Source organism: Geomonas anaerohicana, from assembly GCF_016458305.1.
Lineage (GTDB): Bacteria > Desulfobacterota > Desulfuromonadia > Geobacterales > Geobacteraceae > Geomonas > Geomonas anaerohicana.
The window spans coordinates 69225-89189 of record NZ_JAEMHL010000014.1 but is presented as its reverse complement, the minus strand read 5'-3'; the positions used below and the strand labels follow the sequence as shown (position 1 = coordinate 89189).

Genomic DNA, 19965 nt, shown 5'->3' with positions numbered 1-19965 from the left:
AGCCAGACTAACACGCCAAGACCTCCGAATAAAGCATGAGGAGTGGTTGGAGTTGTCGGAACTAATGTGTCAAACAACAATAGGTATCATGTCCCCGGAATACCTAGCCAGACTAACACGCCAAGACCTCCGAATAAAGCATGAGGAGTGGTTGGAGTTGTCGGAACTAATGTGTCAAACAATAATAGGTATCATGTCCCCGGAATACTAAACAATAATAGGTATCATGTCCCCGGAATACTTCGGAATACTCGGAATACTGTGGCATTAAAACGTGCCTGACCCCTTCGGAGTTATTTTCTGTATGGTCTGTCTTCATTCGGGCTCCCGGGTCAAAAAGCGGTCCCAGACTTCGGCAACCTCGCCCGGCGTACCCATGGCCTGAAATGCCGCGTGCAAGGAGTTTTTGCCACTCCCCTCGTGGGCACCCCAGATGGCCTCGAAATCGTGGAACGCCTCAGCCGTCGGGGCCTGGCCGAGGATATTGACCGTTTTTTGGGACATCAGCTCGAAATCCGATTCTATGGCAGCAGCGTTCTTCACTAGGGTGCCAAACTCCTTGGCGCGGCCGTACACCTTCCACGCTTTGAGAATGTGGTTGCGCTCCGTTCCCCAAGTCTGCTTCAGGTACGTTTCGCTGATCTCATGCAGTTCCTTGTCTTCCCCGGCCGCCTGCAAGGTCCTGAATATCTCCGGCACGACGTGCCGGGATTTGAACAGGTCCCAGACGATGATCTTGGTGGTGACAAGCACGGTTTTCCAGAGTTCCGTCTGCCTCTCAAGCTCGGCGTTCCTTTCAACCTTCGCCAGCCAGGAGAGCTTCTTCTTCAAGGTGTCGACCTGCTGCATGATCTTGGCCGACACTATATTTCCGTCCTCTACCAACTGCCAGTAGGTCCGGTAGCTGGAACGGTAGTCGGTGAGCTCGCGTTCCACGGCGGCCACGCGTTCCCTGCTGCCCCTGGTCTGCACAGCGATCCCCTGCAGTTCCGAGAGCCGCAGCGCGGGATCAGTCGCTGTCGCCGCCGGCTCCGGAGCTAGGTTCAACCGGCTCGGCAAAGGCGTTTGCGCCGTCTGATGCGCCAGTTCATAATCGTAGAGCGAACCGGGGCGAACCGCCAGCGGAGGTGCCTCTCCGGGCTCCGGAGGGAGAGCCCGCACCCGTATCGGGGCTTGGGGGACCGTTGGTTTCCTCCGTAGCTTGGCTAGGCGCGGGTCCCCGGCGCTGAATCTGTCCACCAACCCTATAGCCTGATTCTTGCGGGTGTCCCAGAGCTCCTGGGCAAAGATTGTACGAAGACTCTCGTTGATCGCCTTCTGTCTGAGATCCTCTATCCGTTTTCCCGCTGCCGCGACCTGCGACCTGACGCTTTCCAGCTCGTCCACTGTCTCGGCATAGGTGCGCCCCTGATCCGTTGCGACCATGCCGTCGGACATATCCCGTAGCTTGGCGACCTTGGCCTTAAGCCACGCCAGCTCCTGCCCCCGGATCGACTCAACCGCCTCCGCACGGGCTTTCGCCAGCCACAGCCGATGCCGCAACTCGGTAAGAACGGCATCGACGGCCTGGTTGTCGCCGAAATAGCGATCACGCAATTCACGTGCATCGATCAGGTCCGAAACTCCGGAGATAAACGGGCCCAGCGAACCGCGCACCGAACCGTACGGATCGGGCGGCGTGTACTGGTACCCGCCACCGCAGTATTTGTTGTAGACTTCCGTTCCCACATATTCTGGCATAGCGCAGATGGATTTGCCGGAAGGATTCTGCCAGTCGGCGCAAACTGGAGCAGGAAGTGCCAGGGAGAAAAGGCACCAGACGGCCACCATGCAGATTCCCGGGAGGGGAGCGCGCACCATCGCGGCCTGTTGGTTCGATGTATCGTCGAAGGGATCCATCTTCATTTCTTTATCCTTTTCGGGCTTCCTGTCGTTATTGTCGCGTACGGGGCTACCGGCGTCGGTTCGGTTACCGCCGAAACTGTGCATCGTAGACGGTCCTGATCTGCTCGTAACGCTCACGCAGCTCCGCTTCGTATTGTTCTAACTCCAGGGTTCCCGCCACCGAGATGGCCCTGGCTAGGTAGCCGAGTGCGTCGTCCTTGTCGTCCTTGGGCCAGTTCGACTCGTACATCTTCCGGTACGCCTGCTCACCCAGATAATCGTTCTCGACCATTTCGTAACAAAGCAGCAGGTCACGGTACATGCTGGACTCTTGGGTGGAGGGGAAACTTCTAGCCGGCGCGATGCGGTCCATTACGAGCGGTTTGCCTCCGTCGAACACTGCCGGGTTGACGAACATGAACGCGTAATCTCCGAGCTTCGCATGCCATGCCAGATGGAAAAAATCGCGGTAGGAGAGTTTCCGGTCGTAGACGAGCCCGTCAAAGGATATGTCAGGGATTAATGCGTCCAGTTCCACGCCGATCGTGCCGATCAGGACGGGACATGCAGCGCAGAGTGCGAGGAGAAACTCCCGGAAGGGGAGCAGTGCCGGCATGGTCGCCCCCCGGTCTGGAGCCAGTGCAGCGTCGACGACTGGCCCACCAAAGGCGAAGTTGACCAGCACCAGGCCATGGGGCCCGTAACAGATGTCGTAGAAGCAGGCCTGGGCCTCCTTCGCCCCCCCGAGGTTCAGCCTGAGGTCGAGCGTCAGGAAGGGGATATCAGGGGCAGAGCTCCCGTCCCCGTAGGCGTCGGCGCCCCCTGCGTGCTCCTCGAACGGTGTGAGCAGCGACGCCCCGAAGGGGAGTTCAAACAGGGCCACCATGAATCGGTCGACGAAGCTGAGCCAGGGCGGTTGGAGTGCGATCTGGGGCGCTGCCGTTGCAGGTGGAGCAGCGGTTTCCGGCTCTCTCCCGTACGCTTCGGCCGGCAGCAAGATGCTCACCAGAAAGCGGGGGGCTTCCACCTCAATAGCAGGAGATTGTTCGGACTGCTGGTTAATGAGCGATTCTACAGCCATAAGGATTGTCCCAGAACTCCCCTGAGCGAGCGAAAGAAGGTGTGGTTCTTGATTTTTTTGAGTTTGCACTACTACCGGCAGGCCAAATCTCACTATCTCCACAACGTCCCTCTATGTCAAAGGAGAAGTGATGAACAGTGAACCTTAACCTGCTTTGCGACCTTAGGGGGCAGCCCTTGATACGAGACAAACAAAACGTCAACTGGGCATGGGGGGGCATGGGCGTCCCCCTGTTGCCTAGATGTCGTGATTGCTGGAATCCATTCAGTGAACCCCATCAGTTTCCTCTTTTTCTGTTGCTAACGGGCTGCAGGTGAGCGGCGGAGCGTCCAACTCTTTCCGGTTAAGCCCCACTCTTGCCAACCGCGGAGTCCGTCTCCACCTGTTATGGTTGGCAACTTTCCCGCACCCTCTGCATCACCCAAAAACTCGGGGCTCTTAGTCCACAATTTCCATTTCTTTTGCTTCCTTATCGGTCGCCAAATAAGGAACTGGAATCTCGACCACTCCGCCTTTCAAAAGGAGGCCGATGTTAGCAAGGCCGCATGTACAGTCGCCCTGAGTATCCGCAGCACGCACCATAACCAGTTTTGTCGGCGGCTCTTTCATCTTTGCCTTTGCTGCTATTTGGGCTCTCTGACCTTTTGTCAGCTTCATCTTGTCGTATGGCTTGTATTTCTTATCTATCAGGTGTCTTTGCTTTTCAGTCAGCTTCAAAATGATGACCGGACCACCAGCGTATCGACCACCTTTGATATTAAGGGAATCAGCGAAGGCACTGACGGGGAAGAGAAGGCATAGAGCCACGAGGATAAATTTAATTCTGTTTGCCATCATTTTCCTTCTCGTCCAACTACTTATTAGGCAGAATTGCCATCATCTTCTCACATTGCCGCATATATATCGATTAAGCCAAGGGGCTGTCGTAACATGCTGATCTGGCACGCGGCTTTGGTTGGAATTTGTGCCAATTGGGGAATGAACAGAAAACTGGCCATCCTCCTTCCCCTCCCTGCTGGTGGAGGGTACATCGTCTACAACAAATCTCATTTGTTATAACAAATCAATCGCAATGTATAGAGATCCTGCATACATGTCAAAGGCGAAGTGAGGAATAGCGAATATGGGGGGAGGAGCTAAAGCACTCGCTTCTAGTGCGGCAGGCTGGGCAGAAAAACGTAAAAGGGGACTGGCTCCGATAGGCCTTCCGCTGCCAGTTACCCGCGTCAAAACTGCCGGTAATTCGTTATTATCTGGTTTTTTGAATTTTTTGTGACTCAACTCACCAGATTAGAGTGTGTATTTAGTTGTGCATTCATGAAGGCTGATATAATGTCTACCGTGCTTTATGTCAGTTGAATAACTCCCGGTAGCATGCCGTACGCGGCCTATGAGTGAGATATGCACAACATCGACATAAATGTGAATGTGACGACTCCCGGCCCTGAGATGGAGATGGTACAAAAGGCCAGGGAGGCTTTCGGGGAAGGGGGGCTCAAGTCGGTCCGGTTTCCGAAACCGCTGGAGTCCGCCTTCAATGAGTACTATCGCGACAAGACCCTGAAACACGTCCGCGTGGCGCTTTTGACCGGGCTCATCCTCTATGCCGTTTTCGGGCTGGTGGACGGCCTGCTCCTCCCGGCGGACCGGGCCCACATGTGGTTCATCCGTTACGCGGTCGTCTGCCCCACGGTCATCGCCGGCCTTGCCTTCACCTACTGCCCCCCGCTCAGGCGCTTCATGCAGCCGGTCGTCTCGCTGGTGATGCTGGTGGGGAGCCTGGGCATCGTCTCCATGGTCTATTACGACCCGACCCCCACCAAGAATTACTACTACTCCGGATTGCTGCTCCTCATCATGGGGGCTTTCACCTTTGTGAGCCTCAGGTTGCGCTATGCGGTCTGCTGGGCGGTGGTCACCACGCTGGCGTACGAGACCGTGGCCGTCTACATCAACCACACCGACCTCACCATCCTGATCCAGAACAGCTTCAGCATCATCGCCACCATCATCATCGGGGCCTTCTCAAACTCGCTGATGGAAAACTACCTGCGCCGCGACTTCCTGAACACCAACCTCCTCGAGCACGAAAACAGGCAGTTGCAGAATGCCACCCTGGAACTGCGCAGGCTCTCCATCTCGGACCCGCTGACCGGCCTGGGCAACCGTCGCCATTTCGAGGTCATGCTGGACCAGGAGTGGCAGCGTGCGGTCCGATCGGACTCCCCCATCGCCCTCATATTCCTGGACATCGACTTCTTCAAGAACTTCAACGACAACTACGGGCATCAGGCCGGCGACGATTGCCTCAAACTGGTCGCCCGGGAACTGGGACGTTTTGCCAGGCGGCCGGGAGACACCGCGGCGCGCTACGGCGGCGAGGAATTCGTTCTGCTTCTTTCCGGGATCGGGCTCGCGGACGCGGCGACTATCGCCAAGAAGTGCCGCAAGGCGGTGGAGGCCCTAAATGTGCCGCACAGCCATTCTCCCGTCGCCGAGGTGGTTACCGTGAGCGTGGGCGTTGCCGCCATGATTCCGGATTTCGATGCAGACAGGCAGCAGCTGGTTGAAGCTGCCGACCAGGCACTGTACCGGGCCAAGCTCAAAGGGCGCAACAACGTGGTGGCTTCGAAGAGGGAGGCTGAGCGGAGGGACCGGCAGGTTTTCCAGCAGGCGGCCAGTTGAAGGTAAGGGGCGAGTTAGGCTAAATCCCCCCTGTCCCCTTTGGGGTTGGGTGAGGTGACAGAGCAAAATGGAGCGTTCCGCTAGAGGGACAGGCACCGAAACGGAGCCTGTCCCTTTTGCTATCACGCCTCTCAGAGTTCCCGGCGCGGGGTGGAGAGGATTTCCTCGATATAGGAGAGGTGCCACTGCTCCTGCGACAGGTTGGTGCGCAGGACCTCCATGACATTCTCGGGAAAGGGCTGGGCGACGGCTTCCTGGTACTTGCGGCTGGTCACCTTTTCATTCCCCTTCATCGCTTCCAGGGCCTGCCGGGCACCGGTGAGACTCATCAGGGCGGTGAACCCCTCGATAAGGTATCCCTTCAGATCCGGCGTCGGCTTGGTCGGTGTCCCGCCCATCTGTTGTACCAGGGCGGTGAGGTTGGTGATGTGGTTACGGTGGTCATCCTGGTATTCCCGAAACCTCTTGGCGATATCCCTGTACCCGATGTGCTTGATGGCCTGCGCGTAGGCCTCCACAGCATCGACGTCCAACTGGATCAGGTCGTTCAGCCTGTCGATCATCTCCGTCCTTTCCATGTCGGCCTCCTGCATATAATGTGAAATATCTAATTCATAGTGCAGGCATACATTGTAGCCGCAGTCCGCTTGATGGCAACTGCTCACTGCAAGGTGGTGGCTGTGCTTGACCTCTCTTTGCCAGCCGTTATCATCCTTGTGTCGGTTCATCACACTGAGAGCATTCCACGGAGAACTACATGGAAACAGGAACCAGCTTCAAAGCACTGGTGGTGGAAAAAGGGGCGGACCAGACTTTCACCAGGAGCATCAAAGAGCGTGACATAGATCAACTGGATGCGGGTGAGCTGTTAGTGCGGGTGCGCTATTCCTCGCTCAACTACAAGGACGCCCTCTCCGCCACCGGGCACCCCGGCGTTACCAGGCAGTTCCCGCACACGCCGGGCATCGATGCCGCGGGGGAGGTCGCTTCCTGCAGCGATGGCAGCTTCAAGCCGGGTGACCAGGTGGTGGTCACGGGGCACGACCTCGGCATGGAAACCGACGGAGGGTGGGGCGAGTACATCCGAGTCCCGTCGCAGTGGGGGGTGCCGCTTCCCGCCGGACTCACCCTGCGTGAGAGCATGATCCTGGGGACGGCCGGCTTCACGGCGGGACTTTCGGTGCTGAAGCTGGAGCGGGCGGGGGTAAGGCCGGAGAGTGGCGACATCCTGGTTACCGGTGCGACCGGCGGCGTCGGCACCCTGGCCGTCAGCATCCTGGCCAAGGCTGGGTACCGCGTGGTGGCCGCCACCGGCAAGATGGGAGATGTCACGTTCCTGACGGAGATGGGTGCGGCGGAGGTGATTTCCCGGGAGGAGGTAACCGCGGGAGGGGAGCGGGCCTTGATGAAGGAGCGCTGGGCGGGGGCGATCGACGTGGTCGGCGGCGAGACTCTTGCCGCCGTGCTGAAATCAACCCGCTACGGGGGGACCGTCACTTGCTGCGGTCTGGTCGGTTCGGCGGAACTTCCGGTCAACGTGCATCCCTTCATCCTGCGCGCCGTGACCCTGGTCGGCATCGATTCCTCGCGCTGCCCGACCGACACCCGGCTGGAAGTATGGCAGCGGCTGGCGGGCCCCTGGCGCCCGGCACTGTTGGACCAGATGGCCACCGAGGTGACGCTGGAGGGTCTGGAGGAGAAGATCGAGCGCATCCTGCAGGGGGGCATCAGGGGGAGGGTGCTGGTTAAGTTGTAAGAGCGGCAAACAAAAAAGGCCAGTCCGTTTTGCGGACTGGCCTTTGTCATGGGGCTGCTCAAGAAATCGGGACGCGGTGCCCCGTGCCGCGTTGCTGTTCCGGCTTGGGGAGCCGGATGGTGAGGACCCCGTGAGTGAGGACCGCCTTGATCTTGTCCTCCTCTACCGAGTAGGGGAGCAGCATGCTACGGGAGAAGCTGCCGTAGCGGCATTCGGAGAGGAAGCCCCCCGATGCCCCTTTCCCCTCGCGCACCACTTTCTTTTCCCCCCTGATGGTGAGCCGCCGGTCCACCAGTTCCACGGTGAAATCTTCCTTCTTCATTCCCGGCACTTCGGCGAGGATCACGAGCTCCTCTGCGGTCTCGTGCATGTCGACCAGCGGGCCGCCGCGCTGCATGAAGGAGGGGATCGCGTCGGCGGTCAGGTTTTCCAGCGTTCGTTCCTCTTTCTTCGCGGGCACCAGGTTGTTGAGCAGGGTGCCCACCTTGTCCTGTACATGTTCCAGGGCTTCACGCCACTTTTCAGGTACCAGGGTTGCCATCCCTAATTCACCTCCTGTGCAACGTCCTTAGCTCACCTGCACCTCGATGCGACGCGGCTTGGCGATCTCTGCCTTGGGTATGCGCAGGGTCAGGATGCCGTTGGCGAAATCGGCCTTGGCCTTGCCGTGGTCGAGGCTTTCCGGGATGGTGAACTGCCGGAAGTAGCTCCCCAGTTCAAATTCCCGGTAGACGGCGTTGCCGGGCACCGAGTGGGCCGCGGGCGCGCTGATGGTGAGGACTCCCTTTTCGACGTTGACGTCGATGTTCTCCTTGGTTGCGCCGGGAAGGTCGGCAGTCACGAACAGGCCTTCCTCGGTTTCGATGATGTTCACTGCCGGGCGTATGAATCTCTCGTTCGACCTCGTCTCTTCACGGGCCTGTACGTTCATTTCGTCATTTCTTTCGGTCAAGCTGTTGGGTGCCATATCGATGACCTCCTCTCACAGTAATTCGCTTAGGAAAGCTTGATTTCGATCCTTTTCGGCTTGGCGTGTTCCGCTTTGGCCATGGTTATGGTCATGATGCCGTCCTTGCACTGGGCGGTGATCTTGTTGGCGTCGATGTCGACCGGGAGTTCGAGGGTGCGGCTGAACTTGCCGGAGCCGAGTTCGGTACGGTGCACGATCCCTTTCATCTCGGCGAAGGGCTTGCGCTCGCCGCTGATGGTCAGGGTGTTTCTGAGGACCGAGAGGTCCACATCTTTGGGGTCGACCCCGGGAATGAGGGCTTCCACGTAGACGCTGCCTTCATCCTCGCTGAAGTTGACCATCGGGAAGCGCCGGGTGGTCACCGGCGAGAGGAACGTCGGTCCGAAGGGCCGGCTCACTCCTGCGCCGCGGAAGGCTTCGTCGATCTCTCTTCTCAGGTTGTCCAGTTCTCTGAAAACATCCCAACTTGCCATGTCATGTACCTCCTTTCGGTGAGTCATTTTCTAAGCGTAAGATAATCACGGTTTTTATCGTGTCAAGGGGGAGGGGGAGCAGAAGGGACAGGCTCCGTTTCGGTGCCTGTCCCTTTAGCGGAACGCTCGTTTCTGCTTAACCTGCTCACCAAGCCCCAAAGGGGACAGGCACCTGGCGGAGCCAGTCCCCACGCTACGAGAATCTGCTCTTCAGGAAGTCGAGACCCTTGCCGACGAGGCCCCCCTTCGGGAACCTTGCCGTCCGGGGTGGCCTGGTCTACCGCATCGGGGAGAAAGCGGGTCAGCTTGGTGACGGTCTCGTCAGTGGAGAGTCCGGCCTGGTTCGCCAGTTGCTGCACCCGTTCCGGTCCCAAGACCTCGTGCAGCTGGTTCGGGGTGACGGGAAGGTTGGGGCCGGTATCGATCCAGGAAGAGATGATGTGCCCGAGCCCTTTCTGGTTGAAGGCCTGGATGATCCCTCCCAGTCCGCCGCTTTGGCGGTCGGTCAGCATCTCGATGATCCCCTGCATGAGGCCGGCGTCCCCTCCGCCGGCCATGCCGCGTACCTTGCCGGCAACGTCGTCTAAAATGCCCATGTCATCCTCCTTGTCGTGGTTTGCTGGTGAGGCAGGCACTGCGGCGCCAAACCCGCACCTGATTCCAAGTGATTAGTTCGCTTTAATGGACGCAGAAGTTTACCACGAGGCTGGCCGGATGGAAGTGGCCCGATATACTTTGCCATCATGCCAAGGGGGTGGCGCATGCATTCGATCGGGAACGAGGCACTGCTTGACCTGCGCAAGGTGGCGTTTCTGTGCTCCCGCAAGTTTCCCCAGGAGGCTGCGGAAAAGGCCTACCGCTGGGCCGACGCGCAGCGCGTGGCCGGCACCTGCGTCATCTCCGGCTATCACTCTCCCATCGAGAAGGAGGTGCTGTGCCGGCTTTTGCAGGGCAACCAGCCCATCATCATCGCGCTGGCGCAGGGGCTGAACCGGCTGGACCCCGAGTGGGAGCGGCACCTTGCTGCGGGACGCCTGCTGGTCATTTCCCGCTACGCCCAGAGCGTGAGCCACCCCTGCGAGTCCAAATGCTATCAGCGCAACAAGATGATGGTCGACCTCGCCGACACTATTGTCATAGCGCACGTCTCGGCTGGAGGGAGCCTGGAGCGGCTGTGCTCCGGCTGCGCCGGGAAAGTCACTGTGTTGTAAAACCACTGGCTCGGAAAATTCTAAAAATAAAAATATTGACAATCCCGCCAGCCTTCTCTATAAACGAAAACAACTTTCAAAACCAGCCATCGCCGTCATCCATCTGACCGCTTCACTCCTCAGTCAATCAAGAGTTTAGCCGGGGAGGTAACACTGTGGGGATACTCTCACCCCCCGGCGTTTCTGTCATTGGAGTATTACGCTGCAAGGCTGAAAGTGAATGTCATTGTATGTACTGTCAGGAGGGTTCCCTCCGATACCACCGAGGCGCGTGTGAACCAAACCAAGCAGAAGGTGAAAGAGCAGACGAGCTGTACCTGATCCTGCGCGGCACGCATCCCAACATCGGCCACGCAACCGTCTACCGTGCGCTGCGGCTTTTCGCCGCAGCCGGCATAGCCCGTGAAGTAAACCGTCGGAGACGGCTTGACCCGCTATGAAGTGGCCGGGGGTAGGCGGCACGATTACCAGGTCTGCAGCGACTGCGGCACCGTCACCGAGTTTGAGAACAGTTCCATTGAGCGGTACCAGGCCGAACTGGCCCGCTCCATGGGCTTCACGGTACAGTCGCTGAAGATCGAGTTGCGCGGGGGTTGCAACCGCTGCACTGGCCCAGGCTGGCTGACTCTCTCAAGCAATTTAGAAAGTTCCAAATACTGACAGATGCCGTGGTGGTGTTGGTGTCGCTCACTGTATAAGTGCGCGCTCAAGGGGGAAGTCTTTTTTTTCTCCAATGAATGAAATTGGTTTTCAGTTTTGAAGCACCCCGCCGATATGAGCAAATAGTCAAAAACACTTGCTGATACAGCAGATTTCGTATGGCTTCCGGTCTTGATTGAGTCGGAGCCGCAACAGAGAGAGGAGGAGAGATTCATGTTCGAAGCGAAGAAGATTACCGTGTCCGGGATGTTCCTGCTGGGAAGCCTTTTACTTGCTTCAGGGACTGCGTTCGCTCTGCACCCCGACCTGGTCGTGCCGGAAAAGGTTGAGTGCAAAGTCAAGGCGTGCCAGGAGATCCTGCGCCTGGGTAACAAGTACCAGGTGGAGGGGCTCTTCTCCAAGGAGTTCCAGGAAGGAAAAGCTGCGTGCAGCCGTATGGACGTGGCGCTGGCGGTACATCTTCTCACCGAGAAAATGGCGGAAAAGGTGGTCAAGGAGGGGAACCAGGCGGTGGACAAGGAGGATCTCGTGCTCCTGAGCGACCTCAAGGAGGAACTGCGCGCCGAGATGCTTCTGGTCGGCACCAGAACCTTCCAGGCTCGCAACGAGGATCTCGGCACCCGGTTCACCGCCCTCACCAAGAACATCGCCCTTTCCGGCGGCATGGTCGGCGTGCTGCAGGGCTCCATCGGCAACAAGCCCAAGGACTCCACCGACGTGGTGGGGCGTGCCGACCTGGTCTTCAACTTCAAGGTGGGTGAGAGCACCATCGCGGTCATCGACGTCGAGGCGACCGGCGGCGACGGCATCGATTCCAAGGTGGCCTCCTTCTCCGGGCTGAACGGCGTGGCCGGCTCCACCGGCGACCGGGTCCGCTTCCGCGAGGCCTGGCTCGAGCACTCCGCTCTGAATGACCGTCTCCTCTTTACCGCCGGCAAGATCGATCTCTCCAATTACTTCGACAGCAACGCCGTTGCCGGCGACGAGAACAGCCAGTTCCTCTCCGGCGCCTTCGTGCATTCCGCGGTGCTTCCCTTCCCGGCCAACGGCCCGGGCGCGCGCGTCCAGGCCAAGCTGGCGGAGCCGCTCATCTTCGGCATCGGTTACGGCAGCGGCGATGCCGACAGCGCGGACAGCTCGGACAGCGCCAACATCTTCGACCACGGCTTCGGCATCGCGGAACTGGATTACAAGCACAAGGCGGGTGAGCTGGAAGGAAACTACCGGGTCTACGGGGCTTTCGACGGCGCCCCGGCGGACGGCGCCGGCAAGCTGGTCGCCAAAAACGCCTACAGCGTGGGCGTAAGCTTCGACCAGCAGGTCACCGACAAGCTCACCCTCTTCGCCCGCTATGGCCAGCGAGACAAGGACGTCTACGCCGCAACCCGCGCCTGGAGCGCCGGCGGCCACTACCAGGGGCTCGTCGCCGGCCGCAAGGACGACGTGCTCGGCTTTGCCTACGGCCAGGTGAAGGCGGCCCGGACCGTGGCCGACGCACAGGAGAAACTTGCCGAGGTCTACTACCGGTACAAGGTGAGCGACCAGATCGAGATCTCTCCGGTAGCGCAGTACCTGGTGAACCCGGCCGGCATCGGCGCCAGCGACAACGTGGTCGCCCTCGCCCTGCGCGCCAAGATCAGCTTCTAGGAAAGGGGAGGGGCGGGAAACTATGGAAGATTCTCGCTTCTGAGAAGTTGCCAAGCGTCCCCGCCCCCGGAGGGGGAGGGACAGGGAGGGGGAGCGTACCGGCTCGTTCCTGTTTCCCCCCTCCCAGCCTCCCCCCTCCGGGGGGAGGGGGCTTTCTCCCCGTCAGAACACCGCCGCAGGCGGGGGCGGGGGCTAATTAGGTAAAGAAAAGGAAAAGGAGCATTCATGATACCTCTGGGACTGTTAAGCGCGGGAGAAAACGGCGAGATCGTCGAGATCATGTTCGGCAGGGGGGCGGCCCAAGGCGGCCCGGACCCCGAGCATGAAAAGACCATGGTCCGGGTCGAGGAGATGGGGCTCCGGATCGGGAAACACGTTGAGATGCTGACCAACGGCGGCAACACCATCCTGCTCAGGGTGGACGAGGCGAGGATTGCCCTGGCCCGCCGCATGGCAATGAAAATCATGGTGAGGAGATAGGGTGATGAATCTGGCAAAGCTTAAACCGGGGCAGAAGGGGAAGATCACATCGATCGGTTCCATCGGTCCGCTGAAGAGGCGGCTGATGGATATGGGAGTGCTGGTGGGCGAGGACGTCAAGGTGCTCAAGGTGGCGCCTTTGGGGGACCCCATCGAGGTGAGCATCAAGAGCTACAACCTGTCGCTCAGGAAGAAGGAAGCGGAAGGCATCGCGGTGGAGGTGGCAGGATGAGCACGCAGTTGAAGCACAAGGACGAGGAACTGGACGCCGAGGTCTCCGGTCACAGCGCTGCGGCGCGCACCATCACGGTGGCGGTGGCAGGTAACCCCAACTCCGGCAAGTCGACCCTGATCAATGCCATCGCCGGCACCCGCCTGCACGTCGGCAACTGGGCCGGGGTGACGGTGGAGAAAAAGGAGGCTTTCTTCGAATTCGGCGGCAGGAAGATCCGGCTGGTCGATCTTCCCGGCACCTACTCGCTCTCCCCGTACTCCCAGGAGGAGATCGTGGCGCGCGACTACCTGGTCCACGAGCGTCCCGACCTGATCATCAACGTGGTCGACGCCACCAACCTGGAGCGTAACCTCTACCTCACAGTGCAGATCATGGAACTGGGCATCCCGGTGGTGATGGCGCTCAACATCTACGACGAGGCTGCCGAGAAGGGCTACCGCATCGACGACAAGGCGATGGAAGAGATGCTGGGCATCGCCGTGGTCCCCACCTCGGCCACCAAGAAGACCGGTCTCGACGAGCTGCTGGCGACGGCGCTGCGGGTGGCCGACACCCCGAAGCAGCGGGCCCCGAAAAAGCTCAACTACGGTGAAGACATAGAAGTTGCCTGCGACTACCTGGCCAAGTCCTTCCGCAGCAGCTACCCGGCGCTTATCGATCACTACCCGCAGCGCTGGCTGCTCTTGAAGCTCATGGAGCAGGACAGCCACGTCATGAAGGAACTGGGGCTGGACAACCTCGATTTCCTGGACCAGGCTCTTCACCACCTCAGAAGGGCCCACGGCGAGGACATCGAGTCCATCATGGCCGACGCCCGCTACTCGCTCGCCTCCGGGCTCACCCACGAGGTGCTGCACAAGCCGGAGCTGCGCCAGACCGAGCTGACCGAGAGGATCGACAAGGTCGTGCTGAACCGTTTCCTGGGCATCCCGATCTTCATGGGCGCCATGTGGCTTTTATTCAAGCTCACCTTCGACCTCTCCGCCCCCTTCGGCAAGTGGATCGGCGCCATGACCGACGGTCCTTTCAAACGCTGGGCCTCGGCCATCCTGACCCCGCTCGGGGCACCGGACTGGACCGTGTCGCTGGTGAACGACGGGGTCATCGCCGGGGTGGGATCGGTGCTGGTCTTCGTGCCGGTGATCTTCGCCATGATGTTCTTCATCACCTTCCTGGAGGGGAGCGGCTACATGGCCCGCGCCGCCTTCGTCATGGACCGCACCATGCACTCCATCGGCCTGCACGGCAAGTCGTTCATCCCGATGCTGCTCGGTTTCGGCTGCAACGTTCCCGGCATCTACGCCACGCGGACGCTGGAGAATCCCAAGGACAAGGTGCTGACCGCCCTCTTGGTGCCGCTCATGTCCTGCGGCGCGCGCCTGCCGGTGTACGTGCTCTTCGTGGGCATCTTCTTCCCCAAGAACTCCAGCACCGTAATCTGGTCGCTGTACATCATGGGGATCCTGCTCGCGGTGGGCATGGGGCTCGTCTTCAAGCAGACGCTGTTCCGCGGCGAGGCGCCCATGTTCATCATGGAGCTCCCCCCGTACCGCATGCCGAGCCTGCACAGCCTCTGCGTGCACACCTGGGAAAAGGGGAAGCACTTCCTTTTCAAGGCCGGTACGTACATCTTCGCCGTATCCGTACTGGTCTGGTTCCTTTTGAACCTCCCCTGGGGCGTCGAGCACAAGCGTGACTCCTACCTGGGCCAGGCGGGCGCCGCCATTGCCCCCATCTTCCAGCCGGTCGGTTTCGGCAACTGGGAGGCGGCCTCATCCCTCATCACCGGCGTCATCGCCAAGGAGATCGTGGTGGGGACCATGGGCGAGATTTACGCCCCCAAGAAGGACGAGAAGAAGGACGTCCCGACCCTGCAGGAAGACCTGAAGGAAGTGGCGACCTCCTTCGGAGCTGCCTGCGTCACCGCGGCCAAGACCCTGCTCTACCTGCCGCAGGCGGAGGAGAAGGAGGAGGACCAGGGTGGGCTCAAAGTCGCCATCCTCGGGGCGTTCACGCCGCTTAGCGCGTACGCCTTCATGGCCTTCGTCCTGCTTTACATGCCGTGCGTCGTGGCGATAGCGGCCATGCGGCAGGAGTTCGGCACCTGGAAATGGGCCGGCGTGGGCCTGTTCTATCAGACGGCGCTGGCGTGGACCGCCGCGCTCATCATCTACCAGGGGGGACGTCTCCTGGGGCTGGGAGGTTGAACATGGGAGTTGCCGATGTGATCATTGCCGGCGTCATCGTGGCCGGAGCCTGCTATATCCTGTACGCTACGCTGTGGAAGAAGAAGGGGTGCTGCGGCTGCGAAGGCGGGAGCTGCTGCAAGAAATAGCAACGTGAAACGACAAGGGCCGGGGGGAGTTCCCCCGGCCCTTTTGCGTGGCTGGCTTAGTGTGTTCAGGCGTAGACCGAGAAGCCCTCGGGCGGGTTCACTGCGGTGGCTTGCTGGGCCAGGATATTGGCCATCTGCATCTGGGCATTGGCAGCGTTCTTCATCAACTCCATGGAAGCCGACTGCTGGGCGAGAGCGGCGGCGCCTGCTATCTGCATGGTTGCTATGGTGGTTACATCCATAACGTGACCTCCTGCTGGGCCCTTACCTTGGGCGTTGCAGCTCTTTTCGGCAGATGCGGGCCAACTCTTGAGAAGAATTTCGCGGCCGGCTCCGGCGCCGTCCGGTCCCCCCTCCACTTGCGGCTTCACCCACCCCCAAGCCCCCTCCCGTCAAGGGAGGGAGAGACTAACGGCAATGCTGAGTGGGCCTTATTGTTCAACCATGCTTTCCTTGAGTCTCGTTTCCACCCGGATCTCGCTGGTGAGGGTGCGGTGCACCGGGCACTTCTCGGCGATCTCCAAAAGCTTCTGTCTCTGCTCCTGGTCCAGCTCGCCGATCAGTTCCAACTCCCGGACGAACTTGTCGATGCGCCGGTCCTGGGACTCGCAGTCGCGGCAGTCCTCAGCGTGGATCTTGTGATGGGAAAGCCGCACCAGCGCGTCGACGAGCGGCCACCCTTTCCGCCGGGCGTACATCTGCACCGTCATGGAGGTGCAGGCGGCGAGCCCGGCCATGACGAACTCGTAAGGGGAGGGTCCCTCGTTGCTGCCGCCGTAGCTGATGGGCTCGTCCGCGGTGAGGCTGAAGCCGTTGGCGAAAATCTCGGTGCGGAAGCCTTCGGGCCCGGTGCGGGCGGTGACCCTGTTGTCGGCGGCCAGAAACTGCCGCTGTGCCATGGGCTGCGCCTCGGCTCCGTCCAGGTAGCGCATGGCCCAGGAGGCAATGACCTCTCCGGCGTAGCGCGAGTCAGCCGCCTCGGACATCAGGTGGTCGGCGCTCCCCAGCGAGACGAAGCTCTTTGGTTGGTGGGCCGCCTGGAAGATCTGGGTGGCGTTGTCGATGGTCACGATGCCGTCTGCGGGGGAATGCAGCACCAGGAGCGCCCCCTGCAGGTGGGCCAGCGTCTCGGCCGGGCGCTGCGCTTCCAGGTCGTCGAGGAGGCTTTTCCTGATGGTGAATTCGCTGCCGCCGAGGTTCACGGTGGCCTCCCCCTGCCGTTCCGCCTCTTCAGCCGATTTTCCCAACAGGCGGCGCAGGTGCGAGGGGCTGTAGGGAGCCGCGATGGTGGCCACCGCCGTCACCGAAGGGATTGCACCGGCGGCAACCAGCACCGCAGAGCCCCCCAGTGAATGTCCCACCAAAAGCCTGGGCGCCTCGTACTCGCGCTCCAGAAAGCGCGCCGCCGCCACCAGGTCGCTTACCTGCGAGGAGAAGGTGGTCTCGGCGAAGTCCCCCTCGCTCTCGCCCAGACCGGTGAAGTCGAAGCGGAGCACCGCGATGCGCCGGCTGCTCATGGCCCGCGTGATGTTGACCGCCGCCTTGATGTTCTTGGAGCAGGTGAAGCAGTGGGCGAAGATGGCGTAGGCGACCGGGCGCTCGTCATCGGGAAGCTCAAGCCGCGCCGCCAGCCTGGTGCCGTTGGCGTTGGTAAAGGTGATCTTCTTGGTGTTCATGGCGCACTCCTCGACGGGACATACTGCCCCGCGTGCATACCTGTGTCTCTTGTAGATTCGAAAATATTAATAGCAGGCTGTATCAAGTCAATGCGTTCTTATAAAAAATCCTAACGTGTAGCTGTTTTCACGACAGACTCTTTGTTCTGGAACTGTGAATAATGGAATTCAAATCACAGTAAGGTACCGGTTTACCCCTTTTCTCTTTAAGAAGAATGAGATATAAACATAACCTCCGTCTTTCTATTGTAATGTGATGCCGATCGGGAGTCGAATGATGTTTGCCACGTGGTCCATCAAGAAGAGAATTGTCGTTTCCGTTGTCGCTCTGTGTGTCGCCAGTATCACCATCGTCGGGCTGTTCACCTACCAGTACCAGATGTACCAGATGCGGGAGGGGCTCAAGGACGAAGCCGCCAACAGCGGCCGCCTCTTCGAAGCGATCCTGAAAGGGGACGCCGAGGGACTGGCCCGCGCCCATGCCGGCCTGGACAAGCTCGACGTGCTGCTGGCCCCCTTTGCCGCCGGCAACAAGGATGCGCTTCTTGCCGCGGCCAAGCCCATCTTCAGCGAGATCAAGCAGAACAACAACATAACCCACATGTACTTCATCCAGCCCGACGGCAAGGTGCTGCTGCGGGTGCACAAGCCGGAGCAGGATGGCGACATCCTGAAGCGGGAAACCTTCCTGAAGGCCCAGGCCACCAAGCAGATGAGCTGGGGGCTGGAGATGGGCAAGAACTTCTTCTCGCTGCGCTGCGTGAAGCCGGTCAGCTACCGGGGCAGTGCCCTGGGCTATATGGAGGTGGCCGAGGAGATCGACCACGTCTTCCAGCAGATGAAGCAGATCACCGGCGATGATGTCTCCCTCTTTCTCACCGAAGAGTTCCTGAAGAGCAAGTCCACCGAGGTGAAGAGCGAGCTGGTACATTCCTTCCGCATCCTCAACCCCACCAACAAGGCCGTGGCGATCGGGGTCGCCGCCAAGGTCGGTCCCGAGATGACCGAGGGGCTCAAGGAGCCGCGCATCGTCATCGTCTCCTTCGACGGGGGCAAGTACCTGGTCGGCATCAGCCCGGTCCGGGACGCCTCCGGCGGCACCGTCGGCCTCCTTTTCACCCACAAGGAGATCAGCCCGCTGTTCATGACCATGTGGAAAGGGGTCGCCGCGCAGATGGCCATCTTCATCGCCATCGTTTTGGCAGCCGTTACCGTCCTGTACCTGTCGCTCAAACCGAGTCTCGATCTCTTCACCACGCTTAAGGAGCATATCGTCTCTGTCACATCGAGCTGGGATCTCAATCGCCGCCTCGAAGTGGAAACCCAGGACGAAATCGGCGCCATGGCCACCGAATTCAACGCCATGACCGAGAAGCTCGCCCTGATGGTGCGCCAGGTCAGCCACTCCAGCAATGAACTGGGGTCAGTTTCCGAGAACCTGATGCAGGTTTCCGGCACGGTGGTATGGGCCGCCGAGCAGCAGTCGACCTCCGTTAACGAGGCATCCAGCGCCATGACCCAGATTACCTCCTCCATCAAGGGGGTGGCACAGGCGGTGGAGGGGCTGTCGCAGTCGGCGTCGGAGAGTTCGTCTTCAGTGCTGGAGATGGCGTCCAGCATAGAGGAAGTGGCGTTGAACGCCGAGTCGCTGGCCCAGCAGGTGGACGAGGTCGGCTCTGCCATCATTGAAATGGCGGCTTCCATCAAGCAGGTGGGGAGAAATGCAGACCTGCTCCTCGAAGAAGCGAGCATCAACTCCTCCTCCATCGTCGAGATGGACAGCTCCATCAAAGAGGTGGAAAAGAACGCGCTGAACACGGTGCAGATCTCCGAAGCGGTGAAGCAGGACGCCGAAGTCGGCAAGAGCGCGGTTGAATCCACCATCCTCGGCATCAGTGCCATCAAGGCCTCCTCGCGCATCACCTCGGAGGTGATCGCAACCCTTTCCCAGCGTGCCGGCGACATCGGCACCATCCTCTCGGTCATCGACGACGTCGCCGAGCAGACCAACCTGCTGGCGCTCAACGCCGCCATTATCGCGGCGCAGGCCGGCGAGCACGGCAAGGGCTTCGCGGTCGTGGCGGGAGAGATCAAGCAGCTCGCCGAGCGCACCAGCGCATCCACCAGGAAGATTTCCGAGGTCATCAACGGTGTCCTCGAAGAGACCGACCGGGCGGTCGGCGCCATCCGGCAGGCGGAGCAGAACATCGCCCAGGGGGAGGAGCTGTCCCGCAAATCCGGGGAGGCACTGGAAAAGATCGTTGCCGGCGTGCAGAAGGCGACCGAGCAGGTCAACGGCATTGCCCGGGCCACCGCCGAGCAGGCGCGCGGCAGCCTGATGATCCGCGAGACCACCGACAAGGTGACCACCATGGTGCGCCAGATAGCGATCTCGACCCGCGAGCAGGGGGAGGGGAGCAGCCTGGTGCTGAACGCGGTGGAAAAGATGAAGATGCTCACCGACCAGGTCAAGAGCTCGACCCGCGAGCAGAGCAACGTAGGCGGCTTCATCGCCAACTCCACGGAGAACATCACCGAGATGATCCGCCGCATCCAGAGGGCGTGCGACGAGCAGAGCAGGGGCGCCGACCAGGTGCTGCCGGCCGTGGAGAGCATCAAGTCCGCCACCGAGAGCAACCTGGGCGCGGTCAAGGTGCTCGGCGAAAGCACCTCGGCGCTGGCGGGCCAGATCAGCGTCCTGCAAAACGAGATCGACCGCTTCGACGTCTCGTCCGTCAAGGACTGACCCCGCCATTACCCATCCCCCTTGCCGCAGGAGGGGACTGGCTCCGCCAGGTGCCTGTCCCCTTACTGCTGGGGAAGCTGGCTGAGCTGAAAGAGCGTTCCGCAGAAGGGACTGGCACCTGACGGA

General features: G+C 60.3%; 21 protein-coding genes. 11 read left to right on the top strand and 10 right to left on the bottom strand.

Annotation, left to right across the window (positions count from 1 at the left end):
* Positions 1 to 315: 315 nt before the first annotated feature.
* The 3 genes from JFN91_RS19440 to JFN91_RS19430 all read right to left on the bottom strand — a co-directional run bounded on the left by JFN91_RS19440 (position 316) and on the right by JFN91_RS19430 (position 3799).
* Entirely contained in the window at positions 316 to 1989 is a 1674-nt protein-coding gene (locus JFN91_RS19440) for a hypothetical protein (protein ID WP_199390804.1), read from the bottom strand.
* The gene (locus JFN91_RS19435; RefSeq protein WP_199390803.1) at positions 1970 to 2890 is read right to left on the bottom strand and encodes a hypothetical protein; all 921 of its coding nucleotides are present in this window, start codon (positions 2888 to 2890) and stop codon (positions 1970 to 1972) included. The genes JFN91_RS19440 and JFN91_RS19435 overlap by 20 nt, the downstream gene beginning before the upstream one ends.
* A gap of 513 nt (positions 2891 to 3403) precedes the next feature.
* A complete protein-coding gene (locus JFN91_RS19430; protein ID WP_199390802.1) occupies positions 3404 to 3799 on the bottom strand; it encodes a hypothetical protein in 396 nt (131 codons plus the stop codon).
* 567 nt (positions 3800 to 4366) lie between these two features.
* Here JFN91_RS19430 and JFN91_RS19425 point away from each other — a divergent pair.
* On the top strand, positions 4367 to 5650 hold the full coding sequence (locus JFN91_RS19425; RefSeq protein WP_199390801.1) for a diguanylate cyclase: 1284 nt from the start codon (positions 4367 to 4369) through the stop codon (positions 5648 to 5650).
* Positions 5651 to 5781: 131 nt separating this feature from the next.
* Here the strand turns inward: JFN91_RS19425 and JFN91_RS19420 are convergent, their stop codons facing one another.
* Positions 5782 to 6228 (bottom strand): DUF2383 domain-containing protein, encoded by a 447-nt coding sequence (locus tag JFN91_RS19420; protein ID WP_199390800.1) that lies wholly within the window; start codon positions 6226 to 6228, stop codon positions 5782 to 5784.
* 179 nt (positions 6229 to 6407) lie between these two features.
* On the opposite strand from JFN91_RS19420, the gene JFN91_RS19415 reads away from it, so the two are divergent.
* Positions 6408 to 7406 (top strand): YhdH/YhfP family quinone oxidoreductase, encoded by a 999-nt coding sequence (locus tag JFN91_RS19415; RefSeq protein ID WP_199390799.1) that lies wholly within the window; start codon positions 6408 to 6410, stop codon positions 7404 to 7406.
* Positions 7407 to 7464: 58 nt separating this feature from the next.
* Here the strand turns inward: JFN91_RS19415 and JFN91_RS19410 are convergent, their stop codons facing one another.
* From JFN91_RS19410 to JFN91_RS19395, 4 genes are all read right to left on the bottom strand, one after another.
* On the bottom strand, positions 7465 to 7947 hold the full coding sequence (locus JFN91_RS19410; RefSeq protein WP_199390798.1) for an Hsp20/alpha crystallin family protein: 483 nt from the start codon (positions 7945 to 7947) through the stop codon (positions 7465 to 7467).
* A gap of 27 nt (positions 7948 to 7974) precedes the next feature.
* Complete coding sequence (locus JFN91_RS19405; protein ID WP_199390797.1) at positions 7975 to 8373, bottom strand: Hsp20/alpha crystallin family protein; 399 nt, start codon at positions 8371 to 8373, stop codon at positions 7975 to 7977.
* A 29-nt stretch (positions 8374 to 8402) separates the two neighbouring features.
* Positions 8403 to 8849, bottom strand: coding sequence for an Hsp20/alpha crystallin family protein (locus tag JFN91_RS19400; protein ID WP_199390796.1), 447 nt, complete (start codon positions 8847 to 8849; stop codon positions 8403 to 8405).
* Between the two features lie 62 nt (positions 8850 to 8911).
* Positions 8912 to 9445: a YidB family protein gene (locus tag JFN91_RS19395; RefSeq protein ID WP_236015254.1), complete on the bottom strand. Its 534-nt coding sequence runs from the start codon at positions 9443 to 9445 to the stop codon at positions 8912 to 8914.
* A 165-nt stretch (positions 9446 to 9610) separates the two neighbouring features.
* On the opposite strand from JFN91_RS19395, the gene JFN91_RS19390 reads away from it, so the two are divergent.
* From JFN91_RS19390 to JFN91_RS19360, 8 genes are all read left to right on the top strand, one after another.
* Positions 9611 to 10060: a DNA-processing protein DprA gene (locus tag JFN91_RS19390; protein WP_199390795.1), complete on the top strand. Its 450-nt coding sequence runs from the start codon at positions 9611 to 9613 to the stop codon at positions 10058 to 10060.
* Between the two features lie 230 nt (positions 10061 to 10290).
* Positions 10291 to 10500, top strand: coding sequence for a transcriptional repressor (locus tag JFN91_RS22330; protein WP_268898722.1), 210 nt, complete (start codon positions 10291 to 10293; stop codon positions 10498 to 10500).
* A 1-nt stretch (position 10501) separates the two neighbouring features.
* A complete protein-coding gene (locus JFN91_RS22325) occupies positions 10502 to 10720 on the top strand; it encodes a transcriptional repressor (protein WP_328747649.1) in 219 nt (72 codons plus the stop codon).
* A 213-nt stretch (positions 10721 to 10933) separates the two neighbouring features.
* Positions 10934 to 12367: a carbohydrate porin gene (locus JFN91_RS19380; RefSeq protein ID WP_199390794.1), complete on the top strand. Its 1434-nt coding sequence runs from the start codon at positions 10934 to 10936 to the stop codon at positions 12365 to 12367.
* Positions 12368 to 12592: 225 nt separating this feature from the next.
* Entirely contained in the window at positions 12593 to 12847 is a 255-nt protein-coding gene (locus JFN91_RS19375) for a FeoA family protein (protein WP_199390793.1), read from the top strand.
* Positions 12848 to 12851: 4 nt separating this feature from the next.
* Entirely contained in the window at positions 12852 to 13079 is a 228-nt protein-coding gene (locus tag JFN91_RS19370; RefSeq protein WP_199390792.1) for a FeoA family protein, read from the top strand.
* Positions 13076 to 15289 (top strand): ferrous iron transport protein B, encoded by a 2214-nt coding sequence (gene feoB, locus JFN91_RS19365; protein ID WP_199390791.1) that lies wholly within the window; start codon positions 13076 to 13078, stop codon positions 15287 to 15289. Before JFN91_RS19370 ends, feoB begins: the two co-directional genes overlap by 4 nt.
* Positions 15290 to 15291: 2 nt before the next feature.
* A complete protein-coding gene (locus JFN91_RS19360; RefSeq protein WP_199390790.1) occupies positions 15292 to 15417 on the top strand; it encodes a FeoB-associated Cys-rich membrane protein in 126 nt (41 codons plus the stop codon).
* A 65-nt stretch (positions 15418 to 15482) separates the two neighbouring features.
* Here JFN91_RS19360 and JFN91_RS19355 read toward each other — a convergent pair whose 3' ends face one another.
* Together JFN91_RS19355 and JFN91_RS19350 are read right to left on the bottom strand one after the other, a co-directional pair.
* Positions 15483 to 15659, bottom strand: coding sequence for a hypothetical protein (locus JFN91_RS19355; RefSeq protein WP_199390789.1), 177 nt, complete (start codon positions 15657 to 15659; stop codon positions 15483 to 15485).
* Between the two features lie 189 nt (positions 15660 to 15848).
* On the bottom strand, positions 15849 to 17093 hold the full coding sequence (locus JFN91_RS19350; protein WP_199390788.1) for a bifunctional alpha/beta hydrolase/OsmC family protein: 1245 nt from the start codon (positions 17091 to 17093) through the stop codon (positions 15849 to 15851).
* A gap of 277 nt (positions 17094 to 17370) precedes the next feature.
* Between JFN91_RS19350 and JFN91_RS19345 the strand changes: the two genes are divergently transcribed.
* Positions 17371 to 19839, top strand: coding sequence for a methyl-accepting chemotaxis protein (locus JFN91_RS19345; RefSeq protein WP_199390807.1), 2469 nt, complete (start codon positions 17371 to 17373; stop codon positions 19837 to 19839).
* Positions 19840 to 19965: the final 126 nt, after the last annotated feature.